At 53.9% G+C, this 16,309-nt stretch carries 12 protein-coding genes; 9 read left to right on the top strand and 3 right to left on the bottom strand.

The window, feature by feature from the left end:
- Positions 1-145 precede the first annotated feature (145 nt).
- Positions 146-1,339 (top strand): benzoate/H(+) symporter BenE family transporter, encoded by a 1,194-nt coding sequence (locus ACTJJ1_RS06495; protein ID WP_440832849.1) that lies wholly within the window; start codon positions 146-148, stop codon positions 1,337-1,339.
- 62 nt (positions 1,340-1,401) lie between these two features.
- Here ACTJJ1_RS06495 and ACTJJ1_RS06490 read toward each other — a convergent pair whose 3' ends face one another.
- Complete coding sequence (locus tag ACTJJ1_RS06490; RefSeq protein WP_004944676.1) at positions 1,402-2,451, bottom strand: type II asparaginase; 1,050 nt, start codon at positions 2,449-2,451, stop codon at positions 1,402-1,404.
- Positions 2,452-2,813: 362 nt separating this feature from the next.
- On the opposite strand from ACTJJ1_RS06490, the gene ACTJJ1_RS06485 reads away from it, so the two are divergent.
- A complete protein-coding gene (locus tag ACTJJ1_RS06485) occupies positions 2,814-3,668 on the top strand; it encodes a YPO3983 family protein (protein WP_440832847.1) in 855 nt (284 codons plus the stop codon).
- Positions 3,665-4,141: a DUF943 family protein gene (locus tag ACTJJ1_RS06480; protein WP_440832845.1), complete on the top strand. Its 477-nt coding sequence runs from the start codon at positions 3,665-3,667 to the stop codon at positions 4,139-4,141. The genes ACTJJ1_RS06485 and ACTJJ1_RS06480 overlap by 4 nt, the downstream gene beginning before the upstream one ends.
- 161 nt (positions 4,142-4,302) lie before the next feature.
- Here the strand turns inward: ACTJJ1_RS06480 and ACTJJ1_RS06475 are convergent, their stop codons facing one another.
- Positions 4,303-4,971: a TetR/AcrR family transcriptional regulator gene (locus ACTJJ1_RS06475; protein WP_440832843.1), complete on the bottom strand. Its 669-nt coding sequence runs from the start codon at positions 4,969-4,971 to the stop codon at positions 4,303-4,305.
- An 82-nt stretch (positions 4,972-5,053) separates the two neighbouring features.
- Between ACTJJ1_RS06475 and ACTJJ1_RS06470 the strand changes: the two genes are divergently transcribed.
- The 5 genes from ACTJJ1_RS06470 (at position 5,054) to ACTJJ1_RS06450 (ending at position 13,026) form a co-directional block, all read left to right on the top strand.
- A complete protein-coding gene (locus ACTJJ1_RS06470; RefSeq protein ID WP_440832841.1) occupies positions 5,054-6,568 on the top strand; it encodes an MDR family MFS transporter in 1,515 nt (504 codons plus the stop codon).
- 115 nt (positions 6,569-6,683) lie between these two features.
- Entirely contained in the window at positions 6,684-7,838 is a 1,155-nt protein-coding gene (locus ACTJJ1_RS06465) for an efflux RND transporter periplasmic adaptor subunit (protein ID WP_440832839.1), read from the top strand.
- Between the two features lie 2 nt (positions 7,839-7,840).
- Entirely contained in the window at positions 7,841-11,011 is a 3,171-nt protein-coding gene (locus tag ACTJJ1_RS06460; protein WP_440832837.1) for an efflux RND transporter permease subunit, read from the top strand.
- A 1-nt stretch (position 11,012) separates the two neighbouring features.
- A complete protein-coding gene (locus ACTJJ1_RS06455) occupies positions 11,013-12,467 on the top strand; it encodes an efflux transporter outer membrane subunit (protein ID WP_440832835.1) in 1,455 nt (484 codons plus the stop codon).
- A 181-nt stretch (positions 12,468-12,648) separates the two neighbouring features.
- Positions 12,649-13,026 carry a DUF1493 family protein gene (locus ACTJJ1_RS06450; RefSeq protein ID WP_004944660.1) on the top strand — a complete coding sequence of 126 codons (378 nt, stop codon included), beginning with the start codon at positions 12,649-12,651 and terminating at the stop codon, positions 13,024-13,026.
- A gap of 277 nt (positions 13,027-13,303) precedes the next feature.
- Here ACTJJ1_RS06450 and ACTJJ1_RS06445 read toward each other — a convergent pair whose 3' ends face one another.
- A complete protein-coding gene (locus ACTJJ1_RS06445; RefSeq protein ID WP_440832833.1) occupies positions 13,304-13,873 on the bottom strand; it encodes a DJ-1/PfpI family protein in 570 nt (189 codons plus the stop codon).
- 730 nt (positions 13,874-14,603) lie between these two features.
- Between ACTJJ1_RS06445 and ACTJJ1_RS06440 the strand changes: the two genes are divergently transcribed.
- Positions 14,604-16,307 (top strand): hypothetical protein, encoded by a 1,704-nt coding sequence (locus ACTJJ1_RS06440; protein ID WP_004944654.1) that lies wholly within the window; start codon positions 14,604-14,606, stop codon positions 16,305-16,307.
- Positions 16,308-16,309 lie beyond the last annotated feature (2 nt).

Below are 16,309 nucleotides of genomic sequence, written 5' to 3'. Positions count from 1 at the left end.
CTTAAATTAACTCGATTCAATCGATGTTATTTTCGAAATGTTGTTTGTTATTGTATCTTCAACTTGTTGTTTTTAAGTTAATTTATCGGGGTTTTTCTTTTTTGGCATATTACATCGATTTAATCGATGTGCATTGATAGGGGTAATGATGGACAGATTGCGACAGGATTTTTCTCTTTCGGCGGTAGTGGCGGGCGCCATCGCGGTGATAGTGTCTTACGCCGGCCCGTTGATCATCGTGTTTCAGGCCGCCAGTGCGGCGCACTTGCCCACGGAGGTGATCTCCTCCTGGATTTGGGCCATCTCCATCGGCAGCGGCATCACCGGGCTGATTTTGAGTTGGCATCTGCGGGTGCCGGTGATCACCGCCTGGTCTACGCCCGGCGCGGCATTGCTGGTCGGGTTATTGCCAGGGGTGACGATCAACGAGGCGGTGGGGGCTTATATCGTTTCTTCGCTCATTATCGCCGTCATTGGTCTGTCCGGCGCTTTCGATAAACTGATCGGTAAATTACCCCGGTCGATCGCCGCCGCCATGCTGGCCGGGATTTTATTCCACTTTGGCGCCGAGATGTTTGTGTCCATTCAGTTGCAACCGACGCTGGTCATGGCCATGTTCGTGACCTACCTGTTGTTTAAACGCCTGTTGCCACGCTATGCCATTGTCGCCGTGTTGGTGATCGGCGGCGCAGTGGCGGGAATGAGCGGCATGTTGAACGGCGGGGATATCGTCGTCAGCGTAGCCCACCCGGTTCTGATTACCCCGGCCTGGAGCTGGCACGCCATCATTAATATCGCACTGCCGCTTACGCTGGTGACGCTGACCGGTCAGTATGTGCCCGGCATGGCGGTGTTGCGCTCCTCCGGTTACGCCACACCGGCTCGGCCGATCGTCTCGATGACCGCGATTGCCTCAGTGTTGCTGGCGCCGTTTGGCTCGCACGGGGTAAATCTGGCGGCCATTACCGCAGCGATTTGCACCAGCGAAGAGGCGGACCGCGAGAAAAGCAAACGCTACATCGCCGGCGTGGCCTGCGGGATTTTCTACATTGTGATGGGGATTTTCGGCGCGACGCTGGCCTCGGTGTTTACTGCATTACCCAAAGAACTGATTATCTCGCTGGCCGGGCTGGCGCTGTTTGGCGCCATCAGCACCGGGTTGACCGGCGCAATGGCCGACGAGAAGCAGCGGGAAGCGGCGTTAATCACTTTCCTGGTCACGGCGTCCGGCATGAACTTTTTAGGCATGGCGTCGGTATTCTGGGGGTTGATCTTCGGGTTGGCCGCGCACTTCTCCCTGACTGTGCTTTCTGGCCGCCGTCCGTTGTTGGCCAGATAGAACGCGATTGAGGATGAAAGAGATCCCCTCAGAGCCGCCCGGCTCTGAGGGAAGGGCGCAGATTAATAGGTGTGGAAATAGTCCTGAATCACCTGCGGATTATGGGTTTTGGTTAGCGCCAGCATCAACAGAATGCGTGATTTAGCCGGGTTGAGCGAGTCGGAAACCAGGCCGGGCTGGCCCGCATCTTCAGAAACAATACCGCTGCCGGTGCGGCTGGCGCGAACGACCAGCACGCCGGCTTTTTCCGCTTTTTTGATCCCGGCCGAGCTACGCACTGAAACCGACCCGGCACCGGTGCCGGCATAAACAATCCCGTCTACCTTGTGCTGAATGGCTGCGTCATACATGTATTCAGGATCGTCCTGATAACCGTAAATAATGTCGACCTTCGGCAGCGCGCTGACATTGCGCACGTCAAAGACCGAGCGAGTGGTGTGAATTTTATCCACCCGGGTTTCAAAGTAAGGTTTACCGCCGACAATCACCCCCAAATAACCTTCCTCCGGCGCTTTGAAGGTGTCCAGCGTGGTGGCGTTGGTTTTGGTACTGAAACGGGCGGAACCAATACGATCGTTCAGCACCACCATGACGCCGCGGCCGGCTGCCTGTTTATCGGCGGCGACGGTCACCGCATCCAGCAGGTTCATCGGGCCGTCGGCGCTGATGGCCGTCGCCGGGCGCATGGCTGCAGTGAACACTACCGGTTTGTTGCTTTTTACCGTCAGGTTAAGGAAATAGGGCGATTCATCCAGCGTGTCGGTGCCGTGGGTGATCACTACGCCGGCGACATCATCGCGCGCCAGCAGTTCGTTGACGCGTTTTGACAGTTTGAGCAGGATCTCGCTGGTCATGTTTTCGCTGCCGATATTGGCAATCTGCTCGCCGTCCACCCGGGCGATTTTCTGCATTTCCGGTACCGCGGCGATCAAGGTATCCACCCCGAGCGCCCCGGCTTTGTAGCCTGTGGTTTGGGTATTGGAGGCTGCCGAGCCGGCGATGGTGCCGCCAGTGGCCAAAATAACGATGTGCGGTAACTCCCCGGCGGCGGTCGCCGCGTTGGCGCAACCTAAGGTCAATAAAACAAATGCCACTCTAATTATTTGAAACATAGCGCTACCCCTGATTAAAAAGCCAAATTAGGCGGAGTAGCCAAAGCAAAAAGGGTGCCAGTTAAGCGACGGGCGCAAATAGCGGGAAAGCGAGCGGGTCAAGGTGAGTATTGCACCCGGTGCGGGAGCGGCCCGCACCAGAATGGATCTCTCTTCAGCGTTGCGGCCCCAGGCCGTGAGTGAGCAGGTTTAGGGATATCTTCATAAGGCTTAACGTTTCCCTCCACCCGTAACTTGAATTATTTTGAGTATAAAACCTTTATAAATGTCCATTTCTGGTTATTCTGTCCCGACAGGTTTAAAGTAATATCTCGACCTGATAAGGAAGATTAGAAACCATTAATAACGAAAAGGAATTTACTGTGTCAGAGACCACTCAATCAAATTCACACGCGTTATGCTTTCCCTATTCTATATTCAGAACCCAAAAACGTATGGATGATTACGGTGCCGATGATATGCGATGTGGCGATCTAAGCGAAACACAATTAAAAACAGACTTTAACATGAATGATGTATCAGCCGAGGTTAACCCGTACACGTTGACAAAGATATCGCCGTTTACGCAACTGCAATCCTTGCCTTATGGGACAAACGATAAAAGCGAGAAAGTGACGCGTAAAGAATGCGCAAAGATCCTCTTTGATGAATTTCGCAGCTTATCGAAACCATTTTCTTTTTCCGGTCCGTATAAGAACCTCGTCGGAAAGATGATCGACCACATGCAAAACAGCAATGGCACTCCGTTTAGGGATGTTTCGTTAAATACAGCATTGAAAGAGCTCATTCTTGGAGATCGAACAAATAAAAGTTCATTGTTGAAAATAAAAGAAATAATAGAGAGGGGGATTGATTGGAATCATAATATTTTTCCTGGTGACCTTACTTCATTGTTTGGCGATATGCAAAAAACCATCCTACCAAAGTTCAATAGATGGCAAGATAGAGTTAACGGATTAGGTATCACTGTACATGATACCTATGCAACGCATATCACTATAAAATCGCTAAAGATTGATAAAGACCGCTATCATGCTATAGTCCACTACACTGTTCAGGACCACTTTGGATTAGATAATAGAGATGTTGCGGGGTTTCGTAATTACCGTTTGTTCCGTATATGGTTTGTCCTTCAGAGATATAATAAATTTGGTTATAAACCATTCATGACAAATATGGAAGCTACTGTGGAAATAAAAGGGAACAGGCAGTCATGATAAAAAAAGCAAACTACAAACGAATATTACTCATAGGTGGATTGTTTTTCTTATCTTCCTTGTCATTCTATTTGTGGATAAAAGACAGGCCCGTTGATATTGTACTCACGCATGATAATAGAGACATAATAATAAAAAACCCGCCCATTGCAGATGATGGAAAAATAACATGGTGGCGAAAAAATGAACATACCATTCAGACGAAATACGGAATACCTAAGCCAGAGAGAAATGGTTCTTACTCTGTAAGTATTTGGGATTTTGGCGATGGCTATGAAATTTATAGGGAAGATTCACTCTTTGCCTCCCGCCTTGAAGACTTATATTGCTTTGATGAAGCTAAAAAAACCTGCTTAGAAAAAAAGAATGAGATAATAACGATTTATAAGACATCTGGAGGCGTTGTGAAGTATGTTACAAACAATGCCGTATATTATCAAAAAGAAGATGGGAACATAGTTAAAGAGGACTAATCCTTAGGAAATAACCCCTGACAGAGTATTGAAAATATACCTACTCAGGGGTTCATTAAGAATCACTTATCGACAACGTCTTTACACCACTCCAGCTTAACTCCCATTAAAGAAATACCCGGTGTGGGGGCGGAGCGGCCCGCACCAGAATGGATCTCTCTTCAGCGTTGCGGCCCCAGGCCGTGGGTGAGCAGCGTAATGGCGTGACGGGCAATATCGTCGGCACGCAGTGGGTTGAGGGAGGTATCGCGCTGCCATTTTGACGCCGTGGCCAACGGCAACAGCGTCATGCCAAACAGGGTGACAATCAGCAGAGAGGGCTCCAGATCGGCATGCAGCTTGCCTTCCTCCTGCCAACGAACGATGGACTGCATCGCCGTTTTGCGCTGTTTGTCGCCGAAGCGCTCGTCCATTCGCTGTTTCAATACGCCGCTGTCGCTCATCACTTCGCGTAACCACAGCGGGGCGAACCACGGATGCGCGATGGAAATATCGATAAACCGCTGCGCCAACTCAGTGAAAGCCGCAACCGGATCGTCCTCGTTGGCGTCGAAAACGTCGCCGGCGGCGATTCTCACCGGCAGGAAACGTTCGTCTATCAGCACATCGAGCAGCTGTTCACGGTTGTGAAAGTAGTAGTGCAGCATCGCCGGGGTAACGCCGGCCTCGCGGGCAATGGCGTTCAGCGAAGTATCGGCAATGCCCTGGCGGGCGAACAAGTTCAGCGCCGTGTCGAGCAAGTGCTCCCGTTTCTCTGCCCCGTTAGCCGCGCCGCTGGGCCTGCCAGGGCGGCGTGGAGAGGCGGTTTTTTTAACGTTTTGTGCTGTCATCGCGGCGAGATCCATTGACCGGAGAAAAGAATAACTCATATATTAATTACTCAGTTAATTAATTACAAGCGGACTCACTCGAATGGGCATTGATAACACCGCAGGCCACGAAGATAGCGGCAGGGCGTCTGAACAGGCGCCCTCGATCCGTTTGCTGTTCTCCGCGCTGCTGCTGGTGATGCTGCTGGCGGCGCTCGATCAGACCATCGTCTCGACCGCGTTGCCGACCATCGTCGGCGAGTTCGGCGGGTTGGAGAATTTGTCTTGGGTCGTGACGGCCTATCTGCTGGCATCGACTATTGTGGTGCCGCTGTATGGCAAGTTTGGCGATCTGTTCGGCCGCAAGGTCGTGCTGCAAATCGCCATCGTGGTGTTTTTGCTCGGTTCGGTGCTGTGCGGACTGGCACAGAACATGACGCAATTGATCCTGATGCGCGCGTTGCAAGGACTGGGCGGCGGCGGTTTATTGGTGGTGACCATGGCGGTGGTGGGCGACGTGATCCCACCGGCCGATCGCGGACGCTATCAGGGGTTGTTCGGTGGGGTATTTGGCCTGGCGACGGTGGTCGGGCCGCTGATCGGCGGGCTGCTGGTGCAGCATTTCTCCTGGCGATGGATCTTCTATATCAACCTGCCGTTGGGGGTTTTCGCCCTGTTGGTGATCGGCGCGGTGTTCCAGTCGCGGGTCAACCGGGTTAAACACGAAATCGACTATTTGGGGGCGGCTTATCTCGCCTCGGCGCTGACCTGCATCATCCTCTTTACCAGCCAGGGCGGCACGGTCATGGCCTGGTCGGATGGCCAGCTGTGGTGCATTCTGGCCTTCGGGTTGGTGTCGCTGGTTGGGTTTATCTACGAAGAGCGGCTGGCGAGCGAGCCGATCATTCCGCTGGGGCTGTTTCGTAATCGCACCTTTGTATTGTGCAGCCTGATCGGTTTTATCATCGGCATGTCGCTGTTTGGTTCGGTGACCTTCCTGCCGCTGTATTTGCAGGTGGTGAAAGACTCGACGCCTTCGCAGGCCGGGATGCAGTTGCTGCCGCTGATGGGCGGCATTATGATCAGCTCGATCGTCAGCGGCAGGCTGATCAGCAAAAGGGGCAAATACCGTATCTTCCCGATTATCGGCACCCTGTGCGCGTTGGCGGGCATGATCCTGCTCGGCACGCTGACAAATTCGACGCCGGTACACCAGTTGTATCTCTATATCAGCCTGTTGGGGCTGGGATTGGGCATGGTGATGCAGGTGATGATTCTGGCGGCGCAAAACAGCGTGGAGCCGCAGCATATGGGGGTCGCTACCTCCAGCGCTACGTTGTTCCGTTCGATTGGCGGTTCGATAGGCGTGGCGGTGTTTGGCGCTATTTTTACCAACGTGCTGCACAGCCGCCTGGCCGCGTTGTTGCCGGAGGGCACGCAACTGCCGCGTTCTCTGGGCGCGGCGGCGGTACACCATTTGCCGGCGGCCTTGCAGCAAGACTATCTGCAGGCTTTCGGCGGGGCGATCCACTCGGTGTACCAGATTGCCGCCTGGGTCATGGTGCTGGCCTTTGCGCTGACCTGGTTGCTGAAAGACGTGCCGCTGCGGCAAAAATAGGGCGTCTCTCATGCTTTGCGAAGGACTTTTACCGAATCCTTACGTAACCCTGTCAGACTAAAAAGATCAGAATCTATATATTGAGAATAAACGTTCTCAATAGGATAGATACTCGATGCAGAGCAAAAAGATTTTTCTTGTCGGCCTGGCGTTATTGCTGACCGCCTGTGATGGCAAACCCGGCGGAGCCCCGATGGGAGCGGGCGGCACGCCGGAGGTGGGGGTTGTGACGCTGCACGGCCAACCGGTCACGCTGAGCAGCGATTTGAGCGGCAGGGTGAACGCCACCATGACCTCGGACGTTCGTCCGCAGGTTGACGGCATTATCAAACAGCGCCTGTTTACCGAAGGGGCCGAGGTAAAAGCCGGCCAGGTACTGTATCAAATCGATCCCGCCACCTATCAGGCCAGTTATAACCAGGCTGCCGCACAGTTGAAAAGTGCGCAGGCGACGGTGAAATCCAGCCGTCTGAAGGCGCAACGCTACGCCGCGCTGGTGAAAGAGAATGGCGTCTCCAAACAGGATGCGGACGATGCGATGGCGACCTATCTGGAGGCGGTCGCCGCTGTCGACCAGTATCAGGCGGCGCTGGAAACCACCAAAATCAATCTCGCTTATACCCAGGTACGCGCGCCTATTTCCGGCCGTATCGGTATTTCCTCGGTGACGCCGGGTGCGCTGGTTACCGCCAGCCAGACCGATGCGCTGGCCACTATCCGTGCGCTGGACCCCATCTATGTCGATCTCACGCAGTCCAGCAGCCAACTGCTCAGGTTGCGCAAACTGCAGGTGTCCTTAAAACGTGACGACGTCACACCGGTCGCCATCAAGCTTGAAGACGGTACGCCTTATGTGCATGACGGCAAACTGGAACTGACGGAAGTGTCGGTGGATGAGTCTACCGGCTCAGTTACGCTGCGCGCCGTATTCCCTAACCCGGAGCATGAATTGCTGCCGGGCATGTACGTTCACGCCAGAGTCGATAACGGCGTCGATCCGAAAGGCATTCTTGCGCCGCAGCAGGGCATCACCCGCAATGCCAAAGGTGAAGCCACTGCGTTGGTGGTGAATGCGCAAAACAAGGTTGAGCAGCGCACGGTCACCACCGAACGGGTGATCGGCAGCAACTGGTTGGTCAGCAAAGGGCTGAACGACGGCGATCGTCTGATCGTCGAAGGCACCAATAAGGTGGCCGCCGGCGTCGAAGTCAACGCGGTCGAAGTGCCGAAACAGACGGCGACCGGCACGGCTAACGGTGGGGAGCAGTAATTATGGCGCAGTTCTTTATTCGGCGGCCGGTGTTTGCCTGGGTGATCGCAATCATCATCATGCTGTGTGGCCTGATGTCGATCAATTCGCTGCCTATTTCGCAATACCCGGACGTCTCTCCACCGCAGATCGCCATTTCGGCTACCTATCCGGGCGCCGATGCGGAAACCCTGGAAAACAGCGTGACGCAGGTCATTGAGCAGCAGCTCACCGGCCTGGACGGCCTGCTGTATTTCTCGTCGACCAGCAGTTCCGACGGTTCGGTGAGCATCAACGTCACCTTCGATCAGGGTACCGATCCGGACATCGCCCAGGTACAGGTGCAAAACAAGGTGCAGCAGGCGGAAAGCCGCTTGCCATCCGAGGTCACCTCGCAAGGGGTAACGGTCAAGAAATCGCAGAGCAGCTTTTTGCTGATCGTCGGTCTGTACGATGAGACCGATAAAGCGACGATGGCAGACATCGCCGACTATCTGGTCAGTAACCTGCAAGACCCGCTGTCGCGCATTAACGGCGTGGGCGACGTGCAGGTGTTCGGCTCGGAATACGCCATGCGCATTTGGCTGAACCCGACCAAGCTGGCGTCTTATTCGCTGATGCCGTCCGATGTGGAGACGGCGATTGAGGCGCAGAACACCCAGGTTTCTGCGGGTAAGGTCGGCGATCTGCCGGCCGGCGCCGATCAGCAACTGACCGCCACGGTCAAGGCGCAATCGCGGCTGCAAACGCCGGAGCAATTTCGCAATATCATCCTGAAAAGCGACAGCAGCGGGGCACTGGTTCGCCTGGGCGATGTGGCGCGGGTTGAGCTGGGCAACGAGGATTACTCTTCCAGCGCACGCCTGAACGGTCACCCTGCGGCGGGTATCGCGGTCAAGCTGGCCGCAGGGGCCAATGCGCTCAATACCGCCAAGCTGGTCAAGGCCAAGGTGGGGGAATACCAGTCATCCATGCCTGACGGCTACAAGGTCGCCTACCCGAAAGACAGCACCGACTTTATCAATATCTCGATTGAAGAAGTGGTGAAGACGCTGTTCGAAGCGGTGGTGCTGGTGGTGATCGTGATGTTCATCTTCCTGCAGAACCTGCGTACGACGCTGATCCCGACCATTACCGTGCCGGTGGTGCTGCTCGGCACCTTTGGCGTGCTGGCGGTGTTCGGTTATTCGATCAACACCCTGACGCTGTTTGGCATGGTGCTGGCCATCGGGCTGTTGGTGGATGACGCCATCGTGGTGGTGGAGAACGTCGAGCGCGTGATGCGCGAAGAAAAACTGCCGCCGCGCGAAGCGACGGAAAAGTCGATGAAAGAGATCACCGGCGCGTTGGTGGGCATTGCGATGGTGCTGTCTGCGGTGTTCCTGCCGATGGCGTTCTTCGGCGGATCCACCGGGGTTATCTATCGCCAATTCTCCGTCACTATCGTCTCTTCCATGGCGCTTTCGGTGATCATGGCGCTGACGCTGGCACCGGCACTGTGCGCCACGTTGCTGAAACCCGCGCATGAGGAACTGACCGACAAAGGCCTGCTGGGCAAATTCAACCGGGGTTATGACCGGCTGCAGGCGAAGTATGCCGACAAGGTCGGCAGGGTGATCCACCGCCCAATGCGTTATCTGCTGATGTATGGTCTGTTGCTGATCGCGGCCGCCGTCATGTATATGCGCCTGCCGACCGGCTTCCTGCCTAACGAAGATCAGGGGATGGTGATGGTGCAATATACGCTGCCGGCCGGCGCTACCGACGCTCGTACCTCGGTGGTCAGCGACGAGGTGAAGGATTACTTCCTCAACAATGAGAAGGCTAACGTCAACAGCATTTTTACCATCAACGGCTTTGGTTTTAGCGGCAGCGGCCAGAACGCCGGCATGGCCTTCGTCAGCCTCAAGGACTGGAGCCTGCGCAGCGGCAGCGAGAACACCGCCGACGCGATTGCCAAACGCGCCATGGGGCACTTCGCCGGCATTCGCGATGCTCAGGTGTTTTCGATGAGCCCGCCGTCGATCGACGGCTTTGGCCAGTCCAACGGGTTCACCTTCGAGTTGCAGGCCAAAGGCGCAACGACCCGTGCGGAGTTGCAAGCGATGCGTGACCAGATTATTGCCGCCGCCGGCAAAAATCCGGGCCTGATCGCCGTACGCGCCAACACCTTGCCGGACACCCCGCAGCTGCAGGTGGATATCGATAATGACAAGCTGCAAGCGTTGGGCCTGAGCCCCGGCGACGTCAGCAGCACCCTCACCAGTTCTTTCGGCAGCACCTATGTTAACGACTTTATCGACCGTAACCGGGTGAAGAAGGTCTATATGCAGGGGGATGTGGAGTTCCGTTCAAAACCGGAGGATCTGGATAAGTGGTTTGTGCGCGGCAGCTCAACCAGCACCAGTTCAGGCACGACCACGACCAGCATGACGCCGTTTTCGGCCTTTGCCTCATCGCACTGGATCTACGGGCCGGAAAACCTGTCGCGTTATAACGGGCTTTCGTCGTTCGAAATCACCGGCGAAGGCGCTCCGGGCACCAGCTCCGGCACCGCGATGGATGAAATGGAAAAACTGGCGGCGAAGTTCTCCGCGGGCAGCAGCTACTCCTGGAGCGGACTGTCTTATCAGGAGCGCCTGACCAGCGGCCAGGCGGGATCCTTGTATGCCATCGCGCTCTTGGTGGTGTTCCTGTGCCTGGCGGCGTTGTACGAGAGCTGGTCGATCCCGTTCGCGGTCATGATGGTGGTGCCGATGGGCGTGGTGGGTTCTCTGTTGGCGGTCACGCTGCGCGGTCTGGAAAACGATATCTACTTCCAGGTGGCGCTGTTGACCATTATTGGCCTGTCGGCCAAGAACGCCATTCTGATCGTGGAGTTTGCCGAAGAGAAGTACCAGCACGGAGAAACGCTGATCGCCTCGGCGGTCGAAGCATCCCGTATGCGCTTGCGGCCGATTCTGATGACGTCGCTGGCATTTACCGCCGGGGTGTTGCCGCTGGCGATCTCCACCGGCGCCGGCGCCAACAGCCGCATAGCCATTGGCACCGGGATTATCGGCGGCACCCTTACCGCGACGCTATTGGCGATCTTCTTTGTTCCTTTGTTCTACGTTTTGGTACGCCGGGTATTTGCACGTAAACCGGTCGCCGCCAAACAGGTAGAAAGCACCACGCCACAGGCAGGAGAATAATGTGCTGCAACGTTTGATAACTCTGACATTCCCCCTGTTACTGGCAGGCTGTATTTCACTGGATCCGGACTACCAGCGGCCGCAGGCGCCGGTGCCGGCAAACCTGCCGCAAGGTGCCGCCTATGCCACGCCGAGCGGTAAGCTTTCGCTGAGCTATCCGGATATCCCGTGGCACGATTATGTGGTAGATGCCCGGCTGCGGCAGGTGGTGGCGATGGGGCTGAGCAGCAGCCGTGATCTGCGTGAAGCGATCGCCAACATTGAGTCGGCGCGAGCGTTATACGGCGAACAACGTTCCGAACTGTTCCCAACCATCAACGCAGGGGTGGACGGCACGCGTTCACGCTCTTTGACCGGCAACGGCAATGCGACCGCGATCAGCCAGAGCTACGAAGCCAGCGCCGGCACCAGTTCGTTTGAGTTGGATCTGTTCGGTAAAAACCGCAGCCTGTCGCGCGCAAAATTCGAGACCTATCTGGCGGAGTCCGAGGCGGCAAAAAGTACGCGCCTGACGCTGATCGCCGATATCGTCACCGACTGGGTGAACGTGGCGGCGGAACGCAGCCTGTTGGCGGCCGCCAAAGACACGATGGAAAGCGCCAGGCTGTCGCTGGAGGTGACGCGTAAAAACCAGCAAAACGGCATTTTGTCGATGGTGGATGTGGCTTCGGCGGACACGGTTTATCAGCAGGCGCGTTCGGACGTCGCCAGCTATACCACCAGTGCCGCGCAGGCAAAAAACGCGCTGGATCTGGTGGTGGGGCAAAGCGTGCCCGAAAGCCTGTTGCCGAACGGGATCGAGGCGCTGTCCGGCATCATGAAAGACATGCCGGCCAATGTGTCGTCGCAAGTGCTGCTGAACCGGCCGGACATCCTGGAAGCCGAGCATAATCTGAAGTCGGCCAATGCCAGCATCGGCTCCGCGCGCGCGGCGTTCTTCCCGTCGATCAGCCTGACCGCCAGCGGCGGCGTGGGCAGCGGGGAGCTGTCGTCCCTGTTCAGCAAGGGCGCCGGCGTCTGGTCCTTTGCGCCAAGCATCAGTCTGCCGATTTTCACCGGCGGTTATAACACCTCGCAGCTTAACTACACCAAGGCGCAAAAGGATCTGTACGTCGCCACCTATGAAAAAGCGGTGCAGACGGCATTCCAGGAAACGGCCGATGCGCTGGCGCGCAAAGGCACCATTGGGGAGCAACTGGCGGCGCAAACCGGCTACGTGGCTGCCTCGCGGGAATATTACCGCCTGGCTGAACTGCGTTATCGGCACGGCGTGGATACCTACCTGAACATGCTGGACGCGCAGCGGACGCTGTACACCGCTCGCCAATCGTTGATCAGCGCGCAGCAAACCGAGTACCAGAACCTGATTACGCTGTATAAGGTTCTGGGGGGCGGCATTACGGCGGAGAAGCAGGGGGATAGCGTGGTCGCCAATAGCGCGACCCTGACCCGTTAACTTTACTCGCAATCAATAAACCTATTACGCAGGGGGAGGTTATCACCCTGCGTTTTTTATATTTATCCGGTGAGAGAAATGTAAAGAAAAGGAAAATAACCCCGACCCGCAGAACTCGATACAATAAGAAAGGTCAGAGAAATATCGCTTCTTTCCCGCGGCCAAATATATTGAGGTTGAAATGGACAGTGATATTCAGCAACAAGTGATTTCCGTTATCGACAGATATAACACGCCCGGATTTCTTAAAAAGGGCATCGCCGTCACTCTGAATACCGAGATAAACAAAGAGCTTAACCTGACCTTGCCGATGGCCGAGACGCTGATGCGCGGCTACTTCGACACCTTTAACATAGACAACAGCAGTTACAATCACGATCTGTATTTTCGGCAAGAAGCAAAGTCGGGGATATTATTCTCCGCGTCGCCTCGCCGCGTGAATGACTGGGATCTGGAAATGGACAGGATCCGGCCGCTGTATGTTTACATGCTGGTACGTTCCGCCCGGGCCAAGCGCTGGCTTTATGATATCCATTTTCTGATTGAACAATTAAAATGATGCGAAACCGGTACGGATTATTTTCTGTTTCCTGACGCTAAATTAACGCCAGCGGAAAAGAGAATTTCTTATGAATACCCTATGGCTTTCAAGTTGCAGCTAGGCGCCCAGCTCGTTCATCCGCAGGAGCTTACTCCGGTAAGTGACTGGGGTGAACGCGTGCAGGTAACAACGCTGCAGCTTGAAAGACGACGGGTATAGAGGCAGCATCAGAATAGATGTCTTGTGCTGTGTTGTTGGCCCGCATGTCCGATTGCGGGCCTTTTTTGCGCCGGGTTTATTGTTCCAACACCTCGGCAAATTTCGCCAGCCACTGCGGATGCGCCGGCCAGGCTGGGGCGGTCACCAGATTGCCGTCGACGTGGGCCTGATCGATACCGATATCCGCATAATGCCCGCCGGCTAACTGCACTTCAGGGGCGCAGGCCGGGTAGGCGCTGCAGGTTCGGCCTTTCAGCACGTTGGCGGCGGCCAGCAGTTGCGGGCCGTGGCAGACGGCGGCTATCGGTTTGCGTGCGGCGTCAAACGCCTGCACCAACTTGATCACCTGCGGGTTGAGGCGCAGATATTCGGGCGCTCTGCCGCCGGGGATCAGCAGGGCGTCATAATCCTCCTCCCGTGCAGCGGCAAAATCGGCATTCAGGATAAAGCGGTGGCCGGGTTTCTCACTGTAGGTCTGCGCACCGTCAAAATCATGGATCGCCGTCATGATGTAGTCGCCTTTGATCTTATCGGGGCAGACGGCATCCACCTGGTGACCAATCATCTGCAATGCCTGAAAAGGCACCATGGTTTCGTAATCTTCGGCATAGTCGCCGACCAGCATCAGGATCTTTTTCTTGCTCATGAGGAAGTTCTCCGGAGGGGAAAGGATCCCTAACATATAGCTTATGCGGGCAGGGTGCGCGAACCAGAATCAAGACAGCGACTTGTCTTTTCTTCGATACCCTGTCGATACGCCTGGAGAACGCCCCGTAGTGACAGGTAATATTTTACTCGCACCATGAAAGCAATCTTACGGGTATTGATTAAGGCATTTTTGATGAAATATTTTTTCCGATATGATAAATAAATTAAATCTAACAGCATAATCATATTGTTAGTGTGGTTATTCTTAATACAGGATAGTTATATCCTTCAGGTTGCTTGCATATGCCTACTGGTATCCTATATTAAAGTTTCTGTTGGAATAGGTTTATGGCGTATTAATTTTTCGCGGAACGTCCGTGTCAAAACAACGTCCAGCAATTGCAATACATTATTATTAACCTGCTAACAATGTATATTACGTGCATGTATTAGCGGGTAAGAGTATGCCAAGCCATATTTATCGATGCGTAACGGGTTCATAGAACACCCCGTAGATAAATATTGTCAATTTATCTGTGTATGATACCACCAGGAAGAGCCATGCTAAATATCAGCAATGATATTGGCTCGTTCATTCGTGCTTGCAGGTATTTAACACGGCTTTGGGTGTTTTTTAGATAATTTTAAAATCAGGAGTTTTATTGCGCAGCTAAATATAACTTAACGATATCGTTGCTTACTCGGTAGGCAACGAGGAGGCGTTTATCATGAGTGCAAATCAATCTAATTTATCAGACTCTCACTATGGTTATGACTTCGTCGTGGCCACTTCTCAGGCCAGTATTAACGGAACGATGAAAGAGTATTTATATAATTCCGTTTTTCCCACGGTAAGGATGTATTGGAATCAAGATGATCAAGGCCAACCGGTAGCGATATCCCGAGATGAACTCTTGCAGCAAACTCAGGGGACCGATCCGCTAACCGTGCCAAGTTGGAATCAGGGCGACCCTATGACACCTGAAATAGAAAATATTAATAACAGCAATTTCTATTTTGCCTTCGAGGCTGCTATAGGCATCCCTGCCGACATAGAGCCTAATGCCATTCCCGATATCGTTACGTTGCAACCCACCAGCCAGTCGGTCATTTTCAATCTGATTTGCGCGCAGTTTACGGTCGTGACCTGCAACTTTGGCCGACATGGCCTGACCAGTTTTTTCAGCGCCACACAGCCTACCGATTCGCCCTGGCTTTTTACCTCCATCGTTTCATTAAAACAAATTACGGATAATGCCGATCTGCCGCCGGACGTTCAGGAACAGCTTAACAATTTGGGGCCGGATGCTTTCAGCGTACAGCAGCTGTTTTTTGATTTAGATAACGCAGCGCTGGAGTCAACGCCAACCATCAGTGGCGTTACACCAGGCACACCGGCCTACACGGTATTGTCCGAAGTGTTTTTAGGGGCCTATTTCACGGCAATGAAAGCCAATGCCCAACCCGTGTTGAATTACTCTATCGTACAGAACACGCCCGACAACAATCCGTCGACCCTCAAGTTGACTAAAATGGAGCTTGAGGTCAGCCCCTATACACCGATCAGTACCAGCACTAATGATTTAAATACGCTTAATTACCTGTGTGAAGTCAATGGTAACAGCCTTCCACCTGCGGTGCCTTTCTCCTGGAACTGGATCGAACCTGCTGAAGAGTCCAGTTTTGACGGCGTTATTGCGATAAATAGAAATACCTTCGCTGATTATTTTAAAAGTCAGCTATCCAATTACGTATCAGCAAACTGTTATAAAGCCTGGGTGAGAGTTTGGCTTTCCGGCTTTCTTGATACGACGATCAATTACAGTTGGTCAATGACTCCTTATCAAACGCCGACCGTGAATATTCCGGCAACGGGGAATACTATTTTAACCTATTCCTACAGCTCCTCAGACAATGATGATGCAGGGCTTGGCGGCGACATGGGCGAGATGACATTGAGTACGACGTATAATGCCACCGTTACCTTTACCGGCAATACCATTGTCGTCGAACAAAAATTTGTCGTTTCGGTCTATATCCGATCCCTGCAATCCTCGGAGAGCTGGAACGCAATAAACAAGACCATTACGGACACCTACACATTGGCTATCGACCAGGAAGGGCATTTATCCGCCAGTCTGATTTCAGTACCTGTTGATAATTCCGATGCTACGCCGAGCACCAACTGGTTTATTGAAATCTTTACCGGCCTTAATGATCTGGTGGGCGATATTGCCGACTGGGCCAGCGATTTTTCTCAGACGGGGTTTCACAGCATGCCGTTAAACGTCGCCCAACGTTTCGTTTTCCCTGGAGGCAAAACATTTACCTTCAAAGACGTAGTTTTCTCTAACAATCAGGACCTGGTTTCACATATTTCTTATGTTCAACCCGGACTGACAGCCAAGTCGATTAAGCCGGCTAAATTCTAAGA

The sequence above is a fragment of the Serratia sp. 22264 genome (genome assembly GCF_052045345.1).
Classification (GTDB): Bacteria; Pseudomonadota; Gammaproteobacteria; order Enterobacterales; family Enterobacteriaceae; genus Serratia; species Serratia plymuthica.
The sequence above is the reverse complement of the archived record's forward strand: the minus strand, read 5'-3'. Positions and strand labels throughout refer to the sequence as shown.